This is a genomic window from Phenylobacterium glaciei, assembly GCF_016772415.1.
Lineage (GTDB): Bacteria > Pseudomonadota > Alphaproteobacteria > Caulobacterales > Caulobacteraceae > Phenylobacterium > Phenylobacterium glaciei.
Map to the genome: position 1 here is coordinate 1872655 of NZ_JAGSGD010000001.1, position 20966 is coordinate 1893620.

A 20966-nucleotide genomic window follows, 5' to 3' on the forward strand; every position below is an offset into this window, starting at 1 on the left:
TTCCGCCGGATGTCTAGGAACCGACCTTCGACCGCCGTGTTTGGGGGCGACTGGGGAGCAGCTGGGGAGCTGAAGACAAGAGTTGGAGTAAACCTATGAAGTCTCTCATCGCACTGGCGGCAACGACCGCCCTGACCCTCGCTGTCCCCGCCATCGCCTCGGCCCAGGCCCTGTCGCCCACCACCTTCTACGGTACGCTGGGCTATGCGAACGCCAATATCGACGACGTGAACCTGGGCGCCGTCCAGGGCCGCTTGGGCGCCCGATTTGGCCAATACGTCGGCGTCGAGGGCGAGCTGGCCGCCGGCGTCAAGGAGGACAGCGTCAATGTCGCCGGGACCTCGGTGGACGTGAAGCTGCAGCATCAGGCCGCCATCTACGGCGTCGGCTATCTGCCCCTCTCACCCCAGGCCGACCTCTTCGCCCGCGTCGGCTACGGCAATTCCAAGATCAAGGCGTCCGCCGCCGGGACCTCCGCCGCCGATGATGGCGACAGCTGGAACTATGGCGTCGGCGGCCAGTACTTCCTGGACGACAAGAATGGCGTGCGGGTCGACTACACCCGCCACGACTTCAAGGATTCCAGCGAGAACGCCGACGTCTGGGCGGTCGGCTACACGCGCAAGTTCTAGCTTCGGAACCTCGGCCGGGCCGACATCGTTGATGTCGCGCCCGGCCCCCCACTCGTGGGGCCTGATCCCCTATCCGAAGAGAAGCACCATGGCCGACCCGATGACCTCCTCCGCCAACGGAACCGCGGCGAACGGCCTGGCCGACGCCACCGCCGCCCTCGATCCCATCGCCGCCTCCGCCAAGAGCGCCAAGGCCAGCGCCACCGACTCTCTCAACGAAGCCGCCGATGCGGTGAGCAAGGCGCCCGCCGCGCTGAATGAGGCCGCCCACAGCCTGCTCAGCGCCGCCCGCACCCTGCTGGAAGGCAAGACCGAGGTGGTGGTGGCCAAGGGCCAGGAAGTCTACGGCAAGGTGAAGGAACGCGCCGTCGAACGCTTCGGCGACACCGACGTCCTGGTCCGTGAGAAGCCCTATGTCGCCCTGGCTATCGCGGCGGCCGCCGGCTTCCTGCTGGGGCATATGATCAGCTCCGGCCGCAGCCAGGTGGTGTACCTGCGCGACGCCCGCTAACCCTCCTGAGGGTTCAGTCGCCTCTCTACCGCGACGAATGCGCGCTATTTTGCCCAAAAACGGGGTCTCGCGGCCCCGTTTCCCTTGCGTCAAGGTCGCCATAGCCCGCGAATCTGCGCAAACCCTTGCCTCCCCTGCGTGGAAACGCGAGGCGCAACAAAGACAACCGGAGGTCACATGACCCAATCTGAATTTATCGAACAGGTCGCCACTGCCGCCGGGACCACCCAGGCTGAAGTTGGCCGCGTGCTGGAAGCCATGGTCGCCACCGTCTCGGGCGCCCTGACCAATGGCGGCGACGTCCGCCTGTCGGGTCTCGGCGTGTTCGACGTCGGCGCCCGCGCCGCCCGTGAAGGCCGCAACCCCTCCACCGGCGAAGCGATCAAGATCCCGGCCTCCAAGGCCGTGCGCTTCCGCGCCGCCAAGGGCCTCAAGGACGCCGTCAACGGCGTCGCGCCCGCCAAGAAGAAGTAAGTCCACGCGGGCTCACCCGCATCGGATTTCGAGACAGGGCCGTCCCCATGGGGCGGCCCTGTTTTCGTTTCGGCTGTTCCGAGCGGGGGGAGGGTGCTTCGATCGCCGCGAGCTGACCGCCAAGAATGTCTGCTCAGGGTGGAAAGCGGACCTTGGTCCTACGGCTAAAAGCGGGCGTGGAAGCCTGCCCGGCCGCGCGCCGGCCGATCAGCTCTTTCGGCAGAAACAGTACACAAATTGCTGCGGCGTCCCCCAAGGCGTCTCGTGGACCTCGGTGAGGTGTTCAAGGAGCTGAAACTGCCCTCCGAATTCACTATGCAGGTCATCAGCGCCGTAGCGGACGACGTCGAGGCCGCTGCATTTCTCCGGCCCTTCAGGGCCGAAGGTGGCTACGATGACGTGCCCGCCTGGCTTCACTGCGCGTACAACCTGCCTGACGTAGGCCTCACGCTGGGCTGGGCTGGTCAGAAAATGGAAGACCGCTCTATCGTGCCAAAGGTCGTAGCGATTGGGCGGCAAGTCGCAGCTCGTGATGTCGCCAGCGATCCAGGTCACGGACCCGACCTCGTCAGCGAGCCGCGCCCTCGCGACCTCAATCGCTTCTTCCGAAATGTCGAGGACACTGACATCGCTGTACCCTAGGCCGACAAGATCATCGACCAGGGTCGCTTCGCCACCGCCAACATCGATCAGCGCACTGCGTCTGTCGGGTGTGGCCTCGGTGATCAGCCTGAGCGACACGTCGAGATGTGGTGTGTACCAACTTACCTGATTGGGCGATTTCGTCCGGTACACCTCTTCCCAGTGCGACTTTTCGCTCATGTTGGCCCATCCGACATCGACGACGTTGCGCCGCGTCATCGAACCTACCACCCTGACAGAAGGCGAGCGAGTAGGTCTGATAGCGCGTCAGGCGGCCCTAGCCGGACCGTCGCGCGGTAAGCAGGACGCAATCGCCGACGTTGATGACGGCTTCCACGCTGAAGCCGACTTTGGTGAGGATGGTCGCCACCTCTTCACACGAGCGGAAAAGGTATACGTCGGCCGGGAAGCTCGCGGTCGCCGCCCCGTCGCTGGTTCGGAACAGCAGCGCCAGAAGGCCGCCCGGCTTCAGCACCCGAGCGATCTCCTTGAACGCGTCGGACAGGTCTGGCCAGAAGTAGAGGACGTGAACGCATAGGACTTTGTCGAAGGCACCCGCCACGAAGGGTAGGTTCTCAACCGAAGCATGGGCTACGTCCGCCCGGCACGCCTTAATCAGCATCTTCGTTCGGTTGGCCGCGATCTCGACCATGAGTTCGGAAGGATCGACGCCGACCACTAACCCATCCGGCGTCAAATCCGAGAGAGCGGGGAGGCTCCGTCCGTGGCCGCAACCGATGTCGAGCACGTTCTCCCCGTTGCTGATCTCTAGGGCGGCGATGGCGCGCTGGTTCTGGCTCCAGGTCTCCCGAGCCATGATGAAGGCGATTAGGCGTCCTAGGGGGCCGTGTGCATGGCGGGCCTGTTTGGCGATGAAGGCTGGACGGCGCATCACCGCACCTGTGCTGCGGTGAGCACGTCCTGAGGACGGCGCCAGGTTTGATTTCGGCGCACGACGTTGAAGGCGAAGCCCTGCAACTCCATAGCCATACCCGCCGGGAGGCAGGCACCTATGATCGGAGTTCTCATCAGGCCACCTCCGCCGCGACAGCCGCGCGGCTCTGGCGGGTTGCGGCCGCGAAGCGCGCAAAATACTCGGGGTGCTCGGTGCCCATCATTCGATCCCACCAGGTGAAGTAGAGGGCGTAGTTCCAGCCTGCCTGCTCGTGGTGCAGATCGTGGTGGGTCACGCTCGTCAGCCAGCCGAGCAACGGCTTGCCGTCGCGGCCAGCAGGGAACAGCTCGTAGCCGCTGTGGCCCAGGGTGTTCCGGGCGATCTGGTGAAGCATGAAGAGCCCGACGACAGGCCAGATCGTCGGCACCAGGATCATCCAAAGCGGGACGAAGGCCGCGTTCACGGCGGCCTCGGCGATGTCGAAGCTGTAGGCTGTGAAGGGCGATGGATTGTGAGAGCGATGATGCCGCCGGTGGAAGGTGCGGAAGAGCTTAGGCCGATGCATCACCCTGTGGGTCCAGTAGAAGTAGGTGTCCTGTGCGATGATCATCAGGACGAGCGAGACGACGCCCCAAACGGCGCCCCATTGCGCGGCCAAGGACGGCCCTGGCAGATGGCCTGCCCGCTCTAGGGCGAACATTGAAAGTCCGACCGTCGAGAAGACAGCGATCGACCGAAGCGAGATCAAGAACTCGCCGATTAGATGGCGGGCCGGCGGCGTGTTCGCACGGATTTTTCGGTGTTTCAAAACCCCCGCAAGCAGCACCCAGAGGACGAGCCAGGTCGCGATCGCGAAGACCGCGTATCGGATAATGTCGATGGACAGGCTTTGTAGCCAGTTGGCCCCGAGGGCCGAAATTGCATCGTTAGACATGAACGCCTCCGTGTTGTTGGAGGCAGAAGGCGTCAATCCCGAACCGCGCGTCTCCTCGCTCGCGAAAAAGCGGAGCCTTCGTCGAATTCGAGGAGGATCGTTTGAATTCGATCAGCCTTGAGCGCGGCGCCAGTCCGTCGGCGTTTTGCCGGTGATATCGCGGAAGGCGCGATTGAATGGCGCGAGAGAGCTGAAGCCGACTTCGAAGGCGATGGTCGAAACCGCGACGCGAGCCTTGCCAGGGTCGGTTAGGGCCACCTGCGCGGCGGCCACGCGGCGCTCGTTGAGGAACGCCGCAAAATTTCGATAGGCAAGGTCTTCATTGATCAGACGCCGTAGGTGGTGCTCGGCGACGCCGAGACGGCTCGCCAACCCGCCGATGCTTAGGCCTTCCTCGCGCCAGACCTCGTCCTTGTCCAGGGCGTCCATCAGGCGTTGCAGCAAGGGTTCATCGCGCGGGTTTACGCGACCGGGCGATCCTTTGGCTCCGGCGACCGCGAACAACTGGGGGTCATCACGAAGGAAGACCAGTCCGCTCCCGATACTGAGGCCAAAAAGGCTGGAGGCTGCCAGGAACGAGAGCGCCGTCGCCGGGCCAAGGTACAGTTCGGAAATCTGCACGGCGGCCAAGATCAGTGTGTACACCGCCGCCAGGCCGAGCAAAGGCCCACGCAGCCGCCGACGCGCTTCAACGAGATCGCCTCGCCAACCGCGCCAGATGACGGCCAGCACGTGTACCATCAAGGCCGCGCCGCCCAAGTTGTGCGCCAGCCAGAGGTCACGCGGCGTCGCGGAGTAGAACCGTGCGACAACGGCGATGCCGAGCAAGGCGAGAGCGGGAAGAAAACGCAGGGGGGTTAGTCGGCGATGATCGCCGAACAATTCCAACGCGAAAGCCCAAAACAGGCCGGCACCGGCAACCGAGAGCACCCAAGCGGTGCCGGAGATCAGGCCGAAGGCGCTCAGCGCGCCGGGGAACTGCGTAAGCGTGTGGCCCGCCGCAGCCAAGGAGAACAGCACACCCGTGATCCGCGCCGGCGAGAGGCCGCCTCCGCCAATCCTGATCGCTGTCAGCAGGAAGACGCCGATGGCCGCCCCACGTACGAGCAGTTCTGCCGAATTCTGCACCTCCACCCGCTTCCCCTACGGCCCACCGATGGGGAAGGTACCATCGGTCAGTGACCTATGTGGAGCGACATTCCAAAACGCACGGCGCCCTGTCCGGAAAGCAGAGAGACCGAACATCCGCTCCGGGTCGATTCTCACCGTTGGAGTCCGGGCCAATAAGCCGACGTTGGCATCCCGTTCCGAGAAGCCGACATTCGGAACGAGCGAGAAGGATGGTGGGCTCAACCGCTGGCGCCTCGGTCGCGCTCGAACTCCAGACCTAGCGCCCGCCGGCCGGCTCCCGCGCCGCCTTGGCCTTCATCGCCTCGAAGCTCGGCCCCGCCACCAGCTGCAGAGTGTCCTGCGCGCGCGTCTCCCCAAAGATCTGGATATAGACGTCCTGGTCGAAGCCCTCGATCCCCTCCGGCTCGGTCTCGGCGTACTTCTTTGGCGACAGCCGCCCCACCTGCCAGCGGATCACGTCGAACTGCAGCCGCGCCACCCGTTCGGTCTCCGGGGCGGCGTGCCGGGCGATCTCCCAGGCCAGTTCGAACTTCACGTCGGCCTGGATTTCGCGGGCGCGGGCATAGTCCTGCCGGAAGTCGGCATGCTTGCGCAGCCACTTGTAGATGGTCTGCACCACCGGCATGTCGCGCGAGGCGCCGATGGACAGCAGGCTCTCGCCCTCGGCGAGGCGGCGGCAGATTTCCGCGGCGATCTCCTCGGTATAGCTGTCGGGACGGCCCCAGGGATGTTTGCGCCGCCGCTTCTGGCGCAGCAGGGCGTCCTGGTCGGCCGCGATCTGGTTGCGCCGCGCGGTCGCCCGGGCGGCGCCATAGAGGTCGGCGAACAGGGGATAGCGCAGCCGCCATTGATGCAGGGTCGCGGGGCTGGGCATGCCCTCTTCCTTGCAGATCTTGCGCAGGCTCTCGCCGGCCTCGATCCGCGCGCAGATGTCCGCGACCTGGTCGCGATCATAGCCGTCCCGCCGTTCGTCCTCCGGCAGACGTTCACTGAAACCGGCCAAGCTGGCTGTCTCCGAGGCAGTTGTGGAAGCCCGCAACTATGCCACATCCTTCGTGTTCATGCGAACGAAACAAGAACAAAATGGCGTCCTGCCCATGAAGGGGAAACCTGAACGCCAGCCAACGGCCCGCTTCCGCGAGCATTCAGGCGGGCGGGCGCTTCATGGCGGTCATCGCGGCGGATGTCGCAACAGAGGTGACGCCATGCAAACCGAGGTTCCCGACACCAACCCCGCCGAGGCCGACCTGCCGACGGCCGAAATGATCACCTACGCCCAGTTCCTCAGCGCCAAGGCGCGCCGCGATCTTCTGCGCGTGGCCTCTGGCGAGGCCCCGCCGCACGGCTATCCCTGGGCCTATCTCTTCCAGCCGCCCGAGACCTGATTGCCAGCCGGCGAGGAACTTCCCCCGACCCCACAGGTTGCGTCTCCATGGCTCCCTTAGTGCTCTTGGTTGAAGACGAAATCCTGGTCCGCCTCACCGCCGCCGTCGGACTCGAAGAAGCTGGATTCGCCGTCATCGAAGCCGACGACGCGGCCCAGGCTCTGGAAATTCTCTGCAGCCATGACGACATCTGCGCCGTCTTCACCGATGTGAACATGCCGGGCTCCCTTGACGGCATCGACCTCGCCCAACTGGTCCACGACCGCTGGCCCGACGTCCGCATCCTGGTGACCACCGGCGGCGCGGATCTCTCGGGCGGCCTGCCCGACGGCAGTGAGTTCGTCGCCAAGCCCTACCACGCCGATCAGATCGTCACCTGCCTGCGGCGCGCCCTGGCGGCGTAGCTCGCGACGTCCACACCCCTTGACGCTGGTCCGCCCACGGCGGACCTTCGGCGCAGGGAGAAGACGCCTTTGGACAAACAATTCGCGATCCAGTTCGCTGGATCCTTCGCGGCCGTGGCCCTGCTGGTGGCGCTGGCCGCCTGGGCCAAGATCGCCAAGCCGATGTCGCCGCTCAGCGACGCCCGCGCCCGGGCCCTGTTCGCCGACGAGTTCCCCGGCAAGGTCCTGGACGGCCTCTGGGTCGCCAATGATGGGCGAGGGGCGCTCGCCCGCTCTGGCGCCTCGGCCCTGGTGCTGTGCGAGGTGGGCGACGGCTATGCCGCCCGCCACATCCCCTGGGCCCAGGCCGTGGCCGCCAGCTTCCGCGACGGGGTGCTGAAGCTCGACCTGGCCGACATCGCCGCGCCCCGCGCCCGCCTGGCCTTCGACAGCTGGCCGCCGGCGGGAGCCGCCTGATGGATCCTCTGCACGCGCCCTTCGATCCGGTCACCGTGGCGGTTCCGTTCTTCGTCCTCACCATCATCCTGGAAATCGCGCTCACCCGCTTCAAGGCGGTGAAGAGCCACTATGAGACCAAGGACACCATGGCCTCCCTGGCCATGGGCCTGGGCAGCAATGTCGCGGGTCTGCTGACCGGCGGCGTCGCGGTCGCCACCACGATCTGGGTCTGGAACCACCGCGTCTTCGACGTTCCCATGACCGCCATCTGGGCCTGGGTGGCGCTCTTCTTCCTGGAGGACCTCACCTACTACTGGTTCCACCGGCTCAGCCACGAGCGGCGCTTCTGGTGGGCGGCCCACGTCAACCACCACTCCTCTCAGCACTACAACCTGTCGACCGCCCTGCGGCAGACCTGGACCGGAGGCCTCGCCGCCACCTGGGCCCTTTGGCTGCCGCTGGCCTTCCTGGGCTTCCCGCCGGCCATGCTGGCCATCCAGAAGGGGGTCAGCCTCGTCTACCAGTTCTGGATCCACACAGAAGCTATCGGGCGGATGCCGAAATGGTTCGAGGCGGTGTTCAACACCCCCTCCCATCACCGCGTCCACCACGCCCGCAACCCGCGCTACCTCGACCGCAACTATGCCGGCATCCTGATCGTCTGGGACCGGATGTTCGGCACCTTCCAGCCGGAACTGGACGAGGAGAAGCCACGCTACGGGATCGTCAAGAACCTCAGCAACTTCAACATTATCCGGGTGGCTTTTCACGAGTGGGGCGGCATCGCCAAGGACCTAGCCGGCTCGCGGTCGCTGCGCGAGGTGGGCGGCTACCTGTTCGGCCCCCCCGGCTGGAGCCCCGACGGCTCCCGCGAGACCTCGGCGACCTTGAAGGCCCAGTGGGAGGCGTCGCTTGAAAAGCCCAACAGGCCTGACGTCGCCGCCTAGGAGGAGGTCTCCGGATGCGACGTCTGATTCTCGCGCTCCCAGCGGAAAGGTGCGTGGCCGCCAGGCGTGGACCTCCGATTAGACGGTCGGGCCCGATGAGCCTAAACTTTCGCTGTGATCAGCGCCGGGTCGGCGCGGCAAGGGCGAAACGGGGGTTTGCGATGGTGACAAGAGATTCAACGCTTCCGGCCGTGGTGGCGGCCATGCTGGTGGCGCTTGGGGGGGCCGCGCCGGCCTCAGCGCAGCCTGCTGACGACGCCTCTGTGTCGGCTTTGCGGGACGATTATCTTTGCCAGCTTAGGCTCGGCGGTTTCATCTCCTTGACCAAGCCGGACAACCATCCGAGCCAGGCGGATCTGAACCTGATGGATGAGGTCTACCAGATCGCCGACCGCGTCATTTATCACGGCGAGGTCATGGCCGAGCGTGTGGGGCCGGAGGCAGCCAAGCGCGTTCTCGACGACCTCCTGCCGGCCTGGTACGCGGGCCTTAAGCATGGTGATGGCCAGCCCGACAAGGCCGCCCTCTTGCGGGCGGATTTGAGCCCGGGTCTGCGGGCCTGTGTTGAGCGCGCCAGGACCCTGCCCCGCCGGCCGCAGTAGAGGACGGCCGGTCTCCAGCCTGGTCGCCACCGCCAACGCGCCTCGCAGGGGATCGGACTGCGCCTGCCGTCACTGGCGGGGCACGCACGCGCGCCTTTCTCGGGCCTGACGCTCGTTTCGCCCCCTCAGTCCCGCAGGAGGGGCAGGCTGAGCCCTGAAACCGGCCGCGCGCCGAGAATTTCGCGGCGGAATCGGAACAGTTCCGCAGGCCTGCCGCCAGTGTCGGTGTCCACCCGGCCCAGGCCCTCCACCATGTCGGCGCGTTCCAGCGCCCGGCGGAAGTTCTGCTTGTGCAGCGGAACCCCGGCGATCGCCTCCACCGCCCTTTGCAGGAAGGACAGGGTGAAGGCCTCGGGCATCAGTTCAAACACCACCGGACGGTATTTCAGCTTGCCGCGCAGGCGCGACAGGGCCGTCGCCAAGATGCGCCTGTGGTCGGAGAACATTGGCTCGCCCATGGCCGCGGCCAGGGCGGGGGAGGGCGCGCGTTCGCCCCGGTCGCGGGCGGCTTCGGGCGCCAGGCCCGCCTCGTAGAGCAACTCATAGCGCTCCAGCACCCGCTCCTCGTTCCAAGGGGCGTCGTCCAAAGCAAACAGCAGGCGCGCGGCGGCGCGGCGGCGGGTGGATTCCGCGCCAGACGCGGCCTTGGCCCATTGCCGCAGGGCCGGCTCCAGCGCCGTCAGGGCCGCCGGACGACCTTCGCGCCAGTCCTCATAGGGAAAGAACCGGCTCCAGTCGGCCCAGACGGTGTCGGGGGCATGGGTCTCGACGGCCTGGGGGGTCAGGCCGAGATAGCCCACCGAGATGACCCGCGCCGCCCCGGTCCCGGCCCCCATGTCGGCCAGGGGGGCGTCGCGGCCCTTGTCGCCGAACGTGTAGAGCTGCTCGACATAGCCCAGGTCAAATCGCGTCTGTGCGGTCACGAAGGCGCGCAGGGCCAGCTCGAACGTCCGGTGGCCGTCGGGGTCGAAGGGGCCAAACGGCAGGCCCGCCTGCTGCCCCTGGGGCCGCACGGTCAGCACCACAGCCTGACCATCGCGGATGGCGACCACCACGGCCGAGAGCCCGATGACAACGGCGCGGTCCATCCTAATGACGGGCCGGGAAGTCGAAGGGCCGGGCCGCCTGATAGTCATAGTCGCCCATCGCCGCCACGGCGTCGGCCATCCGGCCGCGGCGGCCCAGGATGTCGTCGGCCAGGGCGATGATCCGCCGGTTGGGGGAGGCGTGGCGGGCGGCCCGGCGCATCACCTGGGCCATCGCCCGCTCGTCGGCGTCCGGATTGTGCGCGCACGCCAGGACGAAGGCGCTGGCGGTGGAGCGGCTGATGCCCGCCCAGCAGTGGATCAGCATCGGCGCGTCGCCCTGCCACGTCGTCCCGAAGGCCAGCAGGTCGTGGACCAGCTGCTCATCGGGGGGGATCATGCCGTCCATCGGCTCGGCGATGTCGTTGACCCCCAGGCGCAGGTGATTGGCGGCCTCGATCCCCGCGGGCGTGGCGATCATGCTGGCCGGGTCCAGCAGGGTGACCATGTGTGACGGCGCCCGGGCGGCGATCACGGCGGGAACCTCGGCCAGTCCGCAAATGATGAAGGTCACGCTCACTCCGCCTCAAGGGCCTGCGACAGCGCCTGGTAACGCTGAACGTAACCTAGCTGCGCCTGCGCCGCCGACAACGGTTGGATGCGCAAGTCGTAGCCCTCCGGCGGGGCGTCGAAGAACTCGATCGACTCCGCCAGTGCGAACCCGGCCAGTTGGGTCGCCTCGAAGAAGGCGCAGGCCCGGTCGGCCCGCTTGATCAGCTTCTTCACCGCCGCCGGCACCTTCGCCGGCAATCCGAACCGCGTATGGATCGCATGCTCCAGCCGCTCCTCGAACAGCTTGTAGTCATAGCCCAGCGCGGCTTTGAACGGACTGATCATGTCGCCTATGACGTACTCAGAGGCGTCGTGCAGCAGGGCCGCCAGCCGCCAGCGCGGCTCTAGGTCGGGCTGGATGTGGACGCAGATCTCTTCGACGACGACGGAATGCTGGGCCACCGAGAAGGCGTGCTCGCCGATCGTCTGGCCGTTCCAGCGCGCCACCCGGGCCAGGCCGTGGGCGATATCCTCGATCTCGATGTCCATCGGCGAAGGGTCCAACAGGTCCAAACGTCGACCCGACAACATGCGTTGCCAGGCGCGAGGTTCTTTGTTGGCCTTATGGAGCCCTTTCCTCACCGACGCGTTCCCCTCACACTCAAGCTCGTGACCTGTACCAGGACTTGAGAAAGATCAATGTGCAGGTCCATCGTCGTCGTCACCGTGCATCAACGCCAAGGGGAAACACATGAGCTGGGCTAGAATCATGACGCCGCTGTCCGGCGGCGAGGGCGACAAGGCCGCCGTGAAGGCCGCCGCCCTGCTGGCCGAGCCCTTCGGCGCCGAGCTTGCCTGTGTCTACACCCCCGCCGATGTCGCCGATGTGATGCCCTGGATGGGCGAGGGCTTCCTGGGCGGGGTGCAGTCCACCGCGCTGGAGTCCCTGAAGGAGGCCGCCGCGGCCGGCGAGGTCAAGGCGCGCGCCGCCGTCGACGCCTGCGGCTACGCCAAGGCCGCGTTCATTTCCCTGCAGACCCCGGTCTGGGCCGGGCTGTCGGCCGAGAGCCGGCTTTCCGACGTGGTGGTCTTCACCAACGATCCGCCGCGCGGCCGTGGCCCGCTGGCCGAAGCCTTTCAACAGATGGTGGCCGACGAGCAGCGCCCGGTGCTGATCGCCCGCGAGGGCTTCAAGACCGGCGGCGTGATCGCCGTGGCCTGGGATGGCGGCAAGGAAGCCTCCCGCGCCGCGCGCCTGGCCATGCCGCTGTTGGAAAAGGCGTCCCGGGTGGTAATCCTGGCGGCCCCCAAGGCCAGCTCGCGCAGCTTTGATCCCACGCGCCTGCAGGCCTATTTCGCGGCCCGCAACATCGCCGCCGACATCGATATCCTGCCGGACTCCGGCGACGCCGCCCCCCTGCTGCTCTACGCCACAAAAAAGGCCGACGCCGACGTTCTGGTGGCCGGCGCCTTCGGACACCCGCGTCTGCAGGAGTTCATTTTCGGCGGCACCACCCGTTCGCTGCTGGCCGCTGACCAGCCGTCCCTGTTCCTCTCCCACTAATCGAAAGCGTATCTGCCATGAGCCTCTCGCGCATCGTCATGCGGCTTGCCCGCAACCCCGGCACCGAGTTCGCCGGTGGCGACGACCACCGCGGCTATTCGCTGACCGCGCCGCTGACCGCTGACGGGCACATCGACGAGGCGGCCTACGCCAAGGCCAAGGCCGAATGCGTGGTGCGCCGGTTCCAGCCGGATGAGGACGCCACCGACGGCCGCCTGGCCAAGAAGGGCGCACGCTGGTTCTTCGACTATGACAGTGACGACACCGCCGACGACGAGCCGGTCCACCGCCTGGGCGAGCACCGCTTCGCCGTGGGCGAATATGTGACCGTCGCCGACGAGGACGGCCGCCCGCTGACCTACAAGGTGGTCGAGGTTCAGCCAGCCTAGAGCCTGATGGCTTCTCTCGAAGCCTGAATTGGGCTCTAAACTCTTGAATCTAAAGCACGATTAAACGATCAGACGATTCCATCTAATCGCATCGTGCTCTAGGCGCTCCTGGGTTTCTTCGCCGCGCGGGCGGGCCGCGCGGCGTTGAGCGCGACGGCGGCGCGGATCAGCGTTTTCAACGCCTCCTCGTCGACCGCCGCACCCTCTGGGAAATCGATGGCGCGGCGGGTGTTACCTTCAAGGCTGGAATTGAAGAGCCCTGATGGGTCCTCCAGCGCAGCCCCTTTGGCGAAGGTCAGCTTGACCACGGCCTTGTAGGTCTCGCCGGTGGTGATGATTCCGGCGTGCGACCACACCGGAACCCCGCGCCACTTCCACTCCTCGACCACGGCGGGGTCGGCCTGGCGGATGAGGTCGCGGAGCCGCGCGAGCATCTCGCCGCGCCAGTCGCCCAGATCCTTGATCCGCGCATCGATGAGCTGGGAGGGGGTGCTTCCTTCGTCCTCGGTCTGATCACCTCCATCGGCCTTCGTGGTCGCCATCGCTTTCACTCCGATCCGCCGGCGGGCCGCTGGGCGCGCCACCTGGCGGCATAGGGCAGCACGAACATGTACAGGCCCGTGAGCAGCAGCAAGATGAGCGGCAGGAGCGCCGAGAGCCCAACCCACAGGTTGGGTTTGGCCTGCTTCAGGACGAAGATGGCGACGATGTTGGCGGTGACGCCCGCCGTGAAGGCAATGCACACCCAACGGTGAACCTGTCGAATCCAGGTGTTCAAGTCCGATCTCCTCTGGAGGCGCGCCATGGACCGACCCTAGTCGGCCCGCGCCAGCACCTGCTCCAATCCGTCGAAGAACCGCGGCCACCCGGCCGTGGCGCCCCTGTAGGCCTGCTGTTGATCGGGCCGGAAGCCAACCTGCTCCATCCGCAGATGGGTCCCGGTGCTGGTGGGGGTGAGGGTCCAGGTGACCACGCTCTCCAGACCCATAGCGTCCCAGCTATAGGAGAGCGTCTTGTTCGGCTCGAGCGTCCGCACCTGGCAGTCTACGGCGCCCCAGTTCGCGCTGAGCTTGAAGCTGTGGCCCACGACGGGCTTGAAGTCGGTCTTCATGAGCCAGTCCTCGATCAGGTGCGGTTGGGTGAGCGCGCGCCAGATCTTTTCCGGCGGATAGGCGATCTCGCGCTCGACGACGACGGAAAGCCTTTCGTTGGCGGCGCTGGTCATTGGTCCATCCTTTTCAGCAGGTCTTCCAGGTCATCGAACCGGCTTTCCCAGAACCCGGCCATCTGGCTGGTCCAGTCGACCAGGGGCGCCAGAGCGTCGAGTTGGGCGCTGTAATGGGTTTGGCGGCCTTCGTGGCGGTCGCGCACCAGGCCGGCCCGCCTCAGCACCCCCAGGTGTTTGGAGACGGCCGGTTGCGAGACCCCGGCCTGGGCTGTCAGGGCCCCCACGGTCTGTTCGCCCTCGCGGCACAGCCGTTCGAAGAGAGCCCGCCGGGTGGGATCGGCGAGGGTTCTGAAGAGGACGTCCTGCGCGGTCGTCATGTCGGATCGATAACCTCGTGGCTATGGATTAATGTATAGCCATCGAGATATGTGTCGGTCAAGCACCGTCTGGAACTTGGCCTCTGCACCATGGCGAAGCCGAGCCGCCGCGCCGGGAACGGGCAGGGCTCGCATACCCGAAGGGCTATGCGTAAGGCGTTGGTCTGAAGAGGTCGGCGCCGGCTTGCGACGCCGGGATCAAGCGCCGCCGTTCCGGCGGACCAGCTTCTTGACGTCGTCGTACATGTCGTTTTGCTGGCTTTCGGAGGTCGATTTCACGATGGCCACCGTGATCGGCCCGGTCTTGGGGCCTGAGGCCTCGTAGCCCAGATATTTGTAGCCGCCCGACAGGTCACTGCCCGCATAGATGAAGGTGGCGCGCATGCCGCGCTTCACCCGCGACAGGGCTTCGCCGCGCAGGCGGACGTCCCGGTACAGCTTGATGGTGGCCGTGGAGTTGTCGCCGTCGGCGTCGATGTGGATGGGGCCGACATGGACATCGGCCTTGTCGCCGTCAGCCTTGATGTGCAGGCCGGGGAAGTCGACCTGGGTGCGCTCGCTGCCGTCTTCGTTATCCTCAACCTTAGCCTGGATCGTCGGGTGGTCACCCTTCACCTCGCCAGCCTCGGCGGCCGCGTCGATCTTGGCGTCGGCGCGGGCTTCGGCCTCGACGCGCGCGGCTTCCGCCGACGTACCGGCCGTGGCCAAATTGGCCTTGTCGGCGCTGGAGGCGCCGATGGGCTTGCCGCCGAGGGCCTTCAACTCAGCCTCCAGCGAGGCCAGGGTCGCCATGGCGCTTCCCTTCACGGCCATGCGGGTCAGGGTCACCTCCGCGCCGTCGCTTTCGCGGTAGATGCAGCTTTGTCCGTTGGCGGCGGCGCTCACCAGGGTCAAGCCGCCCTCGTTGTGGGGGCAGTCCAGTTTGGCGGAAACGGTGGCGGGTCTCTGACAGGCGGCGAGCGCCAGGGCCGAGGCGGCCAGCAACAGCAGGGTCTTCATAACAAAAAAGGGCTCCGATCCCGTTCGCATGGAACGGTGACCGGAGCCCTCGGTTTGGTCGAGTGAATTCGTCGTAAGCGTTATTGACCCGGACGCGAACCCGCACCTTCGCGGCGGGCCAGGAAGGCCAGGCGCTCGAACAGGTGCACGTCCTGCTCGTTCTTCAGCAAGGCGCCGTGCAGCGGCGGGATCAGCTTGGTGGGATCCTTCTCGGCCAGGGCCGCCGCGTCGATGTCCTCGACCATCAGCAGCTTCAGCCAGTCGAGCAGTTCCGACGTGGAGGGCTTCTTCTTCAGGCCCGGCACCTTGCGCATGTCGTAGAAGATGCGCAGGGCCTCAGCGACCAGCTTCTGCTTGATGCCGGGATAGTGGACTTCGACGATCTCGTTCATCGTCTCGGCTTCCGGGAAGCGAATGTAGTGGAAGAAGCAGCGGCGCAGGAAGGCGTCCGGCAGTTCCTTCTCGTTGTTGGAGGTGATGATCACGATCGGCCGGACCTCAGCCTTGATCGTCTCATTGGTCTCGTAGACGTAGAATTCCATCCGATCGAGTTCCTGCAGCAGGTCGTTCGGGAACTCGATGTCGGCCTTGTCGATCTCATCGATCAGCAGGACGGGGCGCTTGTCGGCGGTGAAGGCCTCCCAGAGCTTGCCCTTCTTGATGTAGTTCTTCACGTCCTTGACGCGCTCGTCGCCCAGCTGGCTGTCGCGCAGGCGGGTGACGGCGTCGTACTCGTACAGGCCCTGGTGCGCCTTGGTGGTGGACTTGATGTGCCAGGTGATCATCTCGGCGCCGAGCGCCTTGGCGATCTCAAAGGCCAGGACGGTCTTGCCGGTGCCGGGCTCACCCTTGATCAGCAGCGGACGCTCAAGCGCGATGGCGGCGTTGACGGCCACCTTGAGGTCTTCGGTGGCGACGTAATTGTCGGTGCCTTCAAAACGCTGACGCTCGCTCATAATTGGGCTCCCCAGGGGCGGGCGTAAAAAGACGCTCGCGCTCGAACAAATGTTTCAACCTGCGGCCAACCTAAAGGGACAGCCGCGACATTCAAGCGGCATGAACGTCGCGCCCGGCGCTAATTGGCGTTCTGGCTAATCCTCACGCCGCGTCACCGAAAGCGGGTCGGAGGCCGGAAAGCTCTCCTTCAGCCCCTCGTCGATCCGCTTGTCGAGGTCGTCGTCGCTCTCGCCGGCGTGCACGACGAAGGGACCCTCGACATCGTCGGGGCCGGGTTCGTCGTCATTGTCGGCCAGCAGCTCGTCGTCTTGGTCGTCCTGCGGCTCATGGGTGACGTCCAGCACCTCGGCCAGTTCCTCGAACGTGCGCATCTCGCCGATCTGCTCGCGGTCGTCGAGATTGGTCTCGTCCATCGCCTCGGCCCGATCCTGGCCGTCAGGGGTATCCTCGAACTCGGTGGGGCCGGGCATGGGCTGAACTCCTAGGACGCCCGGAAAGGGCGTTCCACACTGGCCTTAACCCCCGGCCAGCCTGCCCGTTCCGCCGCTTTCACCAGGCGATAGGCGTCCCGTCCCAGGCGAAGAACCCGCCGTTGTCGTCTGGTCCAAGGGTGTCCAGCACCTCCAGCAGAGCCTGCGCCGAACGCTCCGGGGAGAAGAGGGCCTCGGCCGCCACGCCGCCCTGAAAGGGCGCGCTGAGGTCGGTGTCGACCGTGCCGGGGTGCAGGGCCACGCATAGGCCGAGCGGTCGGGTTCGCCGGTGCTCGATCGCCAGGGTGCGGATCAACATATTGAGGGCCGCCTTGGAGGCGCGGTAGCCGTACCAGCCACCCAGCCGGTTGTCGCCGATGCTGCCGACCCGAGCTGAGAGCGCGGCGAAGACGCTCGGCTGGTCGCGGGGCGTCAGGGGCAGGAAGTGCTTGGCGGCCAGGGCCGGTCCCGCGGCGTTGATGGCGAACAGGGCGGTGAGCGCGGCGAGGTCGAGGGATCGCATGGTCTTTTCCGGCGCCAGGCCCGGCCCGTGAAGCTGGCCCGTGGCCACCAGGATGCGGCGCGGCGCGCCGAGGCCTGCGGCATGCTTCGCGGCGCGGGCCAGGCTCTCCTCGTCCAGGATGTCGGCCTCGATCCAGGCTTGGCGCGGCGTGTCGACCCAGCCCTCGGGCCGCCGCCGGGAGATCGAGAGAACCAGATCATGGGCGGGGCTGTCGCCCAGACGTCGGGCAAGCGCCCGGCCAATCCCTCCGGAGCCGCCGATGACGATGGCCAGGCTCGCCGCCATCTCAGCCCCGCAACAGGACCGCCCCGGCGACCAGGCCCACCACGGCGCCGGCGGTCAGCAGGGTTCGCAGGGCGGCGTACCAGGACGGCAGGCCCAGGCTGCGCAGGTCCCAAACCAGATGGAAGGAGAGGGCTGCGGCCAGTCCCACCAGCTTCGCCGTCTGGGCCGCCGGCGGGAGCAGCAGCAGGGCCAGGCCCACGAGGGTCGGGATCATGGCCAGGGTGACGGTTGAGGCCCGAGGCTGGTCCTCGGCGACCGCGATCCCCCAGCGCGCGCCGCCCAGGAAGGAGAGGATAAGGCCGCCGTAGAGCGCCAGCCCGGTGGCCGCCAGCCTGGAGAGATCCGGTGAAAGCAGGCCGACCAGCGGGGGCGCCAGGAAGGGCGCCAGCCCCAGTACGCCGTAGGTCAGGACGACGGGCGGGATCGCGCGGCGTGACCGGCCGGTGTCCGGTGGCGCCGTCATGACCCGGCGAACTGCGTCAGGGCCTCGGCGACCTCGACCATCACCGCGTCCCATTGCTGGAAGCCCGGCGGCAGGAAGACCCGCATCTGCGGATACCAGGGATAGTGGTCGGTCCCCACGCGGGGCCAGGCGCCCGGCGTGGAGATCAGCCAGCAGGGCGCACCGCAGGCCGCGCCGATATTGGAGGTGGCGTTGGCGAAGCCCACGGTCAGGTCGAGGGCGCAGGTCAGGGCCGCCAGGTCGTCCAGGTCCTTCTTCAGGTCGATGCCGGGCGGCGTCCAGATGTCTACCCCCAGCTCGCGGCGCGCCTGCTCGATCTCCTGCGCGCAGTCGCCGTACTGCAGGTTGACGAAGCAGACGCCCTGTGTGGCCAGGATCGGGGCCCATTGTTCGAAGGGCGAGAAGAAGCGGTGACGGCCGGCGCTGGCGACAGCGCTTTTCCAGAGCAGACCGACCTTCTTGCCGGCCGGCGCGGAGGTCAGCACCTCTCGCCAGTGGGCCACGCGGGCCGGATCGGCGGTCAGGAACCGTTCGCGCCGTGGAAAGTCGCTCACCGCGCGGCGGAACTGGCGCAGCAGCGAGCCCATGGGGACGCAGAGGTCGACGCTCTCCAGACGCCCGGCCATGAACGGCACGGTCCGCATCGAGCGCCCTTCGTGGGTGAAGGTGGCGTGGGCGCCCACCTCTGCGGTGGGGAAGGACCGCTGGAAAAGGGGTATCAGTCGGGGCTCGACAGCGATGGTCAGCCTGCCCTCCGGCCCCAGGGCCTCGACCACGTCAGGCAGCAGGTTTGCGAACAGGATCTCGTCGCCCAGGCCCTGCTCGCCGATCACCAGCAGCGACTTGCCGGTCAGGTGGTCGCCGGGCGTCCAGAGCGGGCGGTCGGTGATGAACTGGGTGGAGTCGGCGAACTGGGGGTGCAGCCGCGCCTCGTAGTCGTCCCAGCCCTCGCCGATGCGGCCCAGGTTGATCAGGATGGTGGAGCGCGACAGGCGCATCATCTGGCGCTCGGATTCGAGCGTCACCTGGGCCAGGGCGGCCTCGCAGTCGACGAGGGAGGCCTCGATCTCGCCGATGGCCATCTTCATGTTGCCGCGGTTGTAGCGGGCCTTGGCCAGGCTCTCGTCCTGCCGCAGAGCCTCGTCGAAGAAGATCAGGGCGTTCAACGGGTCGCCCTGTTCGGCCATCACGGTGCCCAGGGTGTTCCAGACCATCGGATGGCTGGGGTCCTTGGTCAGGGCGCTCTTTAGCACCGCGATGGCCTCGTCGAACCGGCTTTGGCTACGCAGGGCGCAGGCCAGGTTGTTGGCGCCTTCCGGATGGTCGGGGAAGCGGGCCAGGAAGTGGCGGAACAGCTGCTCGGCCACGGGGGTCTGCCCCAGCCGGAAGGCCAGCCGGCCCAGGTTGTTGGCCAGTTCGGCATGGTCTGGGAGGAGGGCGATCGCCGCCTCGTAGCAGGTGATGGAGCCTTTGAAGTCGCCGGCCATCTCCCGGGCGATGGCCAGCATGTACCAGGCGAACCCGCTCCGCTCGTCCTGCTCCAGGGCCTTGATCGCCCATTCGGCACCGCGCTGGTGGTCTTCCTTGCGCAGGGCGTTCACCGCGCTCTGCAGCAGGGGCTGCACCGCCAAGGCCTTCAGCTCACCGATGGCGGCGTTGAGCTTGTTGAGCGCGGTGCGGTCGGCCCCCGATCCCATGGCCTCGGCCGACAGCCGCGCCGGGGTCGGCGCCGTCCGTGACTCAAGCGCGAGCGGCGATGTGGCGGTGGGCTTGGCCGAACGCGGCATGAACCGGGGTCCTTCGAGTCGATAGGGCAGGATATCGGCTCAGATACAGGCGTTCATGGTTAATCTGGCGCTAAGCCCGGATCGGGGCGGGACTTTCCGCCGCATAGGTCGCATCCCGTCGCAAGGCGTCGTTAACCTACATGCGGTTATGCGTCCTAGGTCCCGGAACGAAGGTTTCGCCTCCGGGGCAGGCCAGTTCAGGAATTCGCGTCTCTAAGGCGCAGGTTGTTCGGAGGAAACGCGTCGTGCCGCTGAAATTGTCGCTGAAACCCGGCGAGAAATTCGTGCTCAACGGCGCAGTCGTCCAGAACGGCGACCGCCGTGGAGTCCTGATTCTCCAGAACAAAGCCTCTGTCCTTCGAGAGAAGGACATCATGCAGCAAGAAGAAGTCACCACGCCGGCGCGCCGAATCTACTTCCCGGTGATGATGATGTACCTCGATGAGACCGGCGCCGCCCGCTACTACGACGAATTCGTTCACCGCCTCACCGAGTTCATGGGCGTGATTCGGAACCCCGCCGTGTTGTCGGAGTGCGTGGCGATCTCAAAGCACTGCATGGAACGGGAATACTACAAGGCGCTGATGCTCTGCCGAAAGCTCATAGAGTACGAAGATCAGAGGTTGGGGACGAATGTCGCTTCGAGCGTACCAGCAGACCGCGGCTAGGGCAGAGACCTCCCGGGAGACGGAGTATCGTCTCTTCGGCCAGGTCACGCGCGCCCTCATGGAGGCGGCCAAGCTCGATCCCTCGGATCTGGGCGGCCGCATGGACGCGCTCGATTGGAACCGCCGCATGTGGTCGGCCTTCGCCACCGACTGTGGCGCGCCGGAAAACGCGCTGCCCGAAACGCTGCGCGCCTCCATCATTTCGCTGGCCATCTGGGTCGGCAAGCACACCAGCCTGGTCATCCGTGGCCAGGACGACATCCAGGACCTGATCGAGATCAATCGCATGATCATGCAGGGTCTCAGCGGCGGTGCAGCCGAGGCCGCCTGAGCCGCCCGGCGAATCAGCCGAATCAAGCGACGCTGCGCCTCTGGAGGCCGGTCCCAACCACGAAAAGGGCCCTGTTTCGGCGGCGCTTTGGTGAACCTTCACAGTAAATCTTGGGCCTGCGCGCTAAGGTCGCGGGGGGTGTTTCCACGGCTTTCGGTGACCCTGGATATCCGAGCCGAGACCGGTGGTGCGCGAGGCCCCGCGGTGTTCCCCGTCTCACGCGCGAGCCGGACGCCGCGCCGACGGCTGGGCCGCGAGGGGAGGGGAGGCCGCATCCCCGGGATCGCGCAAACCCAAGCCCCGTAACGAGTGCCGATTGTGTCTGCCGCATGGCTAGAAAGTGGCGCCGCCACCGCAACCCACCCCAGGGAGGGGGCTACACCGACGCGTCGCCGCCTGGTCCGGGTGAGTCG

Annotated in this window: 30 protein-coding genes; 12 read left to right on the forward strand and 18 right to left on the reverse strand. The window is 66.6% G+C overall.

Annotated elements, in window-relative coordinates:
* Positions 1–95 precede the first annotated feature (95 nt).
* The 3 genes from JKL49_RS09050 to JKL49_RS09060 all read left to right on the forward strand — a co-directional run bounded on the left by JKL49_RS09050 (position 96) and on the right by JKL49_RS09060 (position 1617).
* A complete protein-coding gene (locus JKL49_RS09050) occupies positions 96–632 on the forward strand; it encodes a porin family protein (protein WP_215339880.1) in 537 nt (178 codons plus the stop codon).
* Between the two features lie 88 nt (positions 633–720).
* The gene (locus JKL49_RS09055; RefSeq protein ID WP_215339881.1) at positions 721–1143 is read left to right on the forward strand and encodes a glycine zipper domain-containing protein; all 423 of its coding nucleotides are present in this window, start codon (positions 721–723) and stop codon (positions 1141–1143) included.
* 138 nt (positions 1144–1281) lie between these two features.
* Positions 1282–1617 carry an HU family DNA-binding protein gene (locus tag JKL49_RS09060; RefSeq protein WP_488225847.1) on the forward strand — a complete coding sequence of 112 codons (336 nt, stop codon included), beginning with the start codon at positions 1282–1284 and terminating at the stop codon, positions 1615–1617.
* Between the two features lie 207 nt (positions 1618–1824).
* On the opposite strand, the gene JKL49_RS09065 is transcribed toward JKL49_RS09060, so the two are convergent.
* From JKL49_RS09065 to JKL49_RS09085, 5 genes are all read right to left on the reverse strand, one after another.
* Positions 1825–2439, reverse strand: a complete 615-nt coding sequence (locus tag JKL49_RS09065) for a class I SAM-dependent methyltransferase (protein WP_215339883.1) — start codon at positions 2437–2439, stop codon at positions 1825–1827.
* 97 nt (positions 2440–2536) lie between these two features.
* Positions 2537–3151: a class I SAM-dependent methyltransferase gene (locus tag JKL49_RS09070; RefSeq protein ID WP_215339884.1), complete on the reverse strand. Its 615-nt coding sequence runs from the start codon at positions 3149–3151 to the stop codon at positions 2537–2539.
* Positions 3152–3287: 136 nt separating this feature from the next.
* On the reverse strand, positions 3288–4088 hold the full coding sequence (locus JKL49_RS09075; protein WP_215339885.1) for a sterol desaturase family protein: 801 nt from the start codon (positions 4086–4088) through the stop codon (positions 3288–3290).
* Between the two features lie 111 nt (positions 4089–4199).
* Positions 4200–5222, reverse strand: coding sequence for a helix-turn-helix domain-containing protein (locus JKL49_RS21305; RefSeq protein ID WP_215339886.1), 1023 nt, complete (start codon positions 5220–5222; stop codon positions 4200–4202).
* Between the two features lie 253 nt (positions 5223–5475).
* Positions 5476–6222 carry a terminase small subunit-like protein gene (locus JKL49_RS09085; RefSeq protein WP_215339887.1) on the reverse strand — a complete coding sequence of 249 codons (747 nt, stop codon included), beginning with the start codon at positions 6220–6222 and terminating at the stop codon, positions 5476–5478.
* Between the two features lie 202 nt (positions 6223–6424).
* On the opposite strand from JKL49_RS09085, the gene JKL49_RS09090 reads away from it, so the two are divergent.
* From JKL49_RS09090 to JKL49_RS09110, 5 genes are all read left to right on the forward strand, one after another.
* Entirely contained in the window at positions 6425–6604 is a 180-nt protein-coding gene (locus JKL49_RS09090) for a hypothetical protein (RefSeq protein WP_215339888.1), read from the forward strand.
* Positions 6605–6651: 47 nt separating this feature from the next.
* The gene (locus tag JKL49_RS09095) at positions 6652–7008 is read left to right on the forward strand and encodes a response regulator (protein WP_215339889.1); all 357 of its coding nucleotides are present in this window, start codon (positions 6652–6654) and stop codon (positions 7006–7008) included.
* A gap of 69 nt (positions 7009–7077) precedes the next feature.
* A complete protein-coding gene (locus tag JKL49_RS09100) occupies positions 7078–7464 on the forward strand; it encodes a hypothetical protein (RefSeq protein WP_215339890.1) in 387 nt (128 codons plus the stop codon).
* The gene (locus JKL49_RS09105; protein WP_215339891.1) at positions 7464–8393 is read left to right on the forward strand and encodes a sterol desaturase family protein; all 930 of its coding nucleotides are present in this window, start codon (positions 7464–7466) and stop codon (positions 8391–8393) included. Before JKL49_RS09100 ends, JKL49_RS09105 begins: the two co-directional genes overlap by 1 nt.
* A 203-nt stretch (positions 8394–8596) precedes the next feature.
* Positions 8597–8995, forward strand: coding sequence for a hypothetical protein (locus tag JKL49_RS09110; protein ID WP_215339892.1), 399 nt, complete (start codon positions 8597–8599; stop codon positions 8993–8995).
* A 125-nt stretch (positions 8996–9120) separates the two neighbouring features.
* On the opposite strand, the gene JKL49_RS09115 is transcribed toward JKL49_RS09110, so the two are convergent.
* From JKL49_RS09115 to JKL49_RS09125, 3 genes are read right to left on the reverse strand one after another with little or no spacing between them, the layout of a single operon-like run.
* Positions 9121–10083, reverse strand: coding sequence for an NUDIX hydrolase (locus JKL49_RS09115; protein WP_249778061.1), 963 nt, complete (start codon positions 10081–10083; stop codon positions 9121–9123).
* Position 10084: 1 nt separating this feature from the next.
* On the reverse strand, positions 10085–10594 hold the full coding sequence (locus JKL49_RS09120) for a tyrosine phosphatase family protein (protein ID WP_215339894.1): 510 nt from the start codon (positions 10592–10594) through the stop codon (positions 10085–10087).
* A 2-nt stretch (positions 10595–10596) separates the two neighbouring features.
* Positions 10597–11214, reverse strand: coding sequence for a YfbR-like 5'-deoxynucleotidase (locus JKL49_RS09125; RefSeq protein WP_215339895.1), 618 nt, complete (start codon positions 11212–11214; stop codon positions 10597–10599).
* A gap of 109 nt (positions 11215–11323) precedes the next feature.
* Here JKL49_RS09125 and JKL49_RS09130 point away from each other — a divergent pair, with 109 nt between their 5' ends.
* Together JKL49_RS09130 and JKL49_RS09135 are read left to right on the forward strand one after the other, a co-directional pair.
* Positions 11324–12136: a universal stress protein gene (locus JKL49_RS09130; RefSeq protein ID WP_215339896.1), complete on the forward strand. Its 813-nt coding sequence runs from the start codon at positions 11324–11326 to the stop codon at positions 12134–12136.
* 17 nt (positions 12137–12153) lie between these two features.
* Positions 12154–12525, forward strand: a complete 372-nt coding sequence (locus tag JKL49_RS09135; RefSeq protein ID WP_215339897.1) for a hypothetical protein — start codon at positions 12154–12156, stop codon at positions 12523–12525.
* A gap of 98 nt (positions 12526–12623) precedes the next feature.
* Here JKL49_RS09135 and JKL49_RS09140 read toward each other — a convergent pair whose 3' ends face one another.
* The 10 genes from JKL49_RS09140 to JKL49_RS09185 form a co-directional block, all read right to left on the reverse strand.
* Positions 12624–13067, reverse strand: a complete 444-nt coding sequence (locus JKL49_RS09140) for a DUF1801 domain-containing protein (protein ID WP_215339898.1) — start codon at positions 13065–13067, stop codon at positions 12624–12626.
* A gap of 5 nt (positions 13068–13072) precedes the next feature.
* A complete protein-coding gene (locus JKL49_RS09145) occupies positions 13073–13303 on the reverse strand; it encodes a hypothetical protein (RefSeq protein ID WP_249778062.1) in 231 nt (76 codons plus the stop codon).
* A gap of 36 nt (positions 13304–13339) precedes the next feature.
* Positions 13340–13750: an SRPBCC family protein gene (locus tag JKL49_RS09150; protein ID WP_215339900.1), complete on the reverse strand. Its 411-nt coding sequence runs from the start codon at positions 13748–13750 to the stop codon at positions 13340–13342.
* On the reverse strand, positions 13747–14070 hold the full coding sequence (locus JKL49_RS09155; protein ID WP_215339901.1) for an ArsR/SmtB family transcription factor: 324 nt from the start codon (positions 14068–14070) through the stop codon (positions 13747–13749). The genes JKL49_RS09150 and JKL49_RS09155 overlap by 4 nt, the downstream gene beginning before the upstream one ends.
* Before the next feature lie 198 nt (positions 14071–14268).
* Positions 14269–15069 carry a hypothetical protein gene (locus tag JKL49_RS09160; protein ID WP_215339902.1) on the reverse strand — a complete coding sequence of 267 codons (801 nt, stop codon included), beginning with the start codon at positions 15067–15069 and terminating at the stop codon, positions 14269–14271.
* A gap of 80 nt (positions 15070–15149) precedes the next feature.
* Complete coding sequence (locus tag JKL49_RS09165) at positions 15150–16025, reverse strand: AAA family ATPase (protein WP_215339903.1); 876 nt, start codon at positions 16023–16025, stop codon at positions 15150–15152.
* A gap of 135 nt (positions 16026–16160) precedes the next feature.
* Positions 16161–16496, reverse strand: a complete 336-nt coding sequence (locus JKL49_RS09170; protein WP_215339904.1) for a hypothetical protein — start codon at positions 16494–16496, stop codon at positions 16161–16163.
* A 79-nt stretch (positions 16497–16575) separates the two neighbouring features.
* Complete coding sequence (locus JKL49_RS09175; protein WP_215339905.1) at positions 16576–17304, reverse strand: SDR family NAD(P)-dependent oxidoreductase; 729 nt, start codon at positions 17302–17304, stop codon at positions 16576–16578.
* Between the two features lies 1 nt (position 17305).
* Positions 17306–17767: a DUF3429 domain-containing protein gene (locus tag JKL49_RS09180; RefSeq protein ID WP_215339906.1), complete on the reverse strand. Its 462-nt coding sequence runs from the start codon at positions 17765–17767 to the stop codon at positions 17306–17308.
* Positions 17764–19554, reverse strand: coding sequence for a tetratricopeptide repeat protein (locus JKL49_RS09185; RefSeq protein ID WP_215339907.1), 1791 nt, complete (start codon positions 19552–19554; stop codon positions 17764–17766). Before JKL49_RS09185 ends, JKL49_RS09180 begins: the two co-directional genes overlap by 4 nt.
* Positions 19555–19799: 245 nt before the next feature.
* Between JKL49_RS09185 and flbT the strand changes: the two genes are divergently transcribed.
* Together flbT and flaF are read left to right on the forward strand one after the other, a co-directional pair.
* A complete protein-coding gene (gene flbT, locus JKL49_RS09190; protein ID WP_215339908.1) occupies positions 19800–20222 on the forward strand; it encodes a flagellar biosynthesis repressor FlbT in 423 nt (140 codons plus the stop codon).
* Positions 20188–20553, forward strand: coding sequence for a flagellar biosynthesis regulator FlaF (gene flaF / locus JKL49_RS09195; RefSeq protein WP_215339909.1), 366 nt, complete (start codon positions 20188–20190; stop codon positions 20551–20553). The genes flbT and flaF overlap by 35 nt, the downstream gene beginning before the upstream one ends.
* The last annotated feature ends 413 nt before the right edge of the window (positions 20554–20966 follow it).

Coding starts and splice junctions, on each gene's coding strand:
- JKL49_RS09155 (WP_215339901.1), bottom strand. CDS start 14,070: ATGACGACCGCGCAGGACGTCCTCTTCAGAACCCTCGCCGATCCCACC.
- JKL49_RS09110 (WP_215339892.1), top strand. CDS start 8,597: ATGCTGGTGGCGCTTGGGGGGGCCGCGCCGGCCTCAGCGCAGCCTGCT.
- JKL49_RS09090 (WP_215339888.1), top strand. CDS start 6,425: ATGCAAACCGAGGTTCCCGACACCAACCCCGCCGAGGCCGACCTGCCG.
- JKL49_RS09165 (WP_215339903.1), bottom strand. CDS start 16,025: ATGAGCGAGCGTCAGCGTTTTGAAGGCACCGACAATTACGTCGCCACC.
- JKL49_RS09075 (WP_215339885.1), bottom strand. CDS start 4,088: ATGTCTAACGATGCAATTTCGGCCCTCGGGGCCAACTGGCTACAAAGC.
- JKL49_RS09095 (WP_215339889.1), top strand. CDS start 6,652: ATGGCTCCCTTAGTGCTCTTGGTTGAAGACGAAATCCTGGTCCGCCTC.
- JKL49_RS09185 (WP_215339907.1), bottom strand. CDS start 19,554: ATGCCGCGTTCGGCCAAGCCCACCGCCACATCGCCGCTCGCGCTTGAG.
- JKL49_RS09065 (WP_215339883.1), bottom strand. CDS start 2,439: ATGAGCGAAAAGTCGCACTGGGAAGAGGTGTACCGGACGAAATCGCCC.
- JKL49_RS09070 (WP_215339884.1), bottom strand. CDS start 3,151: ATGCGCCGTCCAGCCTTCATCGCCAAACAGGCCCGCCATGCACACGGC.
- JKL49_RS09160 (WP_215339902.1), bottom strand. CDS start 15,069: ATGAAGACCCTGCTGTTGCTGGCCGCCTCGGCCCTGGCGCTCGCCGCC.
- JKL49_RS09050 (WP_215339880.1), top strand. CDS start 96: ATGAAGTCTCTCATCGCACTGGCGGCAACGACCGCCCTGACCCTCGCT.
- JKL49_RS09140 (WP_215339898.1), bottom strand. CDS start 13,067: ATGGCGACCACGAAGGCCGATGGAGGTGATCAGACCGAGGACGAAGGA.
- JKL49_RS09115 (WP_249778061.1), bottom strand. CDS start 10,083: ATGGACCGCGCCGTTGTCATCGGGCTCTCGGCCGTGGTGGTCGCCATC.
- JKL49_RS09135 (WP_215339897.1), top strand. CDS start 12,154: ATGAGCCTCTCGCGCATCGTCATGCGGCTTGCCCGCAACCCCGGCACC.
- JKL49_RS09170 (WP_215339904.1), bottom strand. CDS start 16,496: ATGCCCGGCCCCACCGAGTTCGAGGATACCCCTGACGGCCAGGATCGG.
- JKL49_RS09105 (WP_215339891.1), top strand. CDS start 7,464: ATGGATCCTCTGCACGCGCCCTTCGATCCGGTCACCGTGGCGGTTCCG.
- JKL49_RS09130 (WP_215339896.1), top strand. CDS start 11,324: ATGAGCTGGGCTAGAATCATGACGCCGCTGTCCGGCGGCGAGGGCGAC.
- flaF (WP_215339909.1), top strand. CDS start 20,188: ATGTCGCTTCGAGCGTACCAGCAGACCGCGGCTAGGGCAGAGACCTCC.
- JKL49_RS09055 (WP_215339881.1), top strand. CDS start 721: ATGGCCGACCCGATGACCTCCTCCGCCAACGGAACCGCGGCGAACGGC.
- JKL49_RS09150 (WP_215339900.1), bottom strand. CDS start 13,750: ATGACCAGCGCCGCCAACGAAAGGCTTTCCGTCGTCGTCGAGCGCGAG.
- JKL49_RS09175 (WP_215339905.1), bottom strand. CDS start 17,304: ATGGCGGCGAGCCTGGCCATCGTCATCGGCGGCTCCGGAGGGATTGGC.
- JKL49_RS09180 (WP_215339906.1), bottom strand. CDS start 17,767: ATGACGGCGCCACCGGACACCGGCCGGTCACGCCGCGCGATCCCGCCC.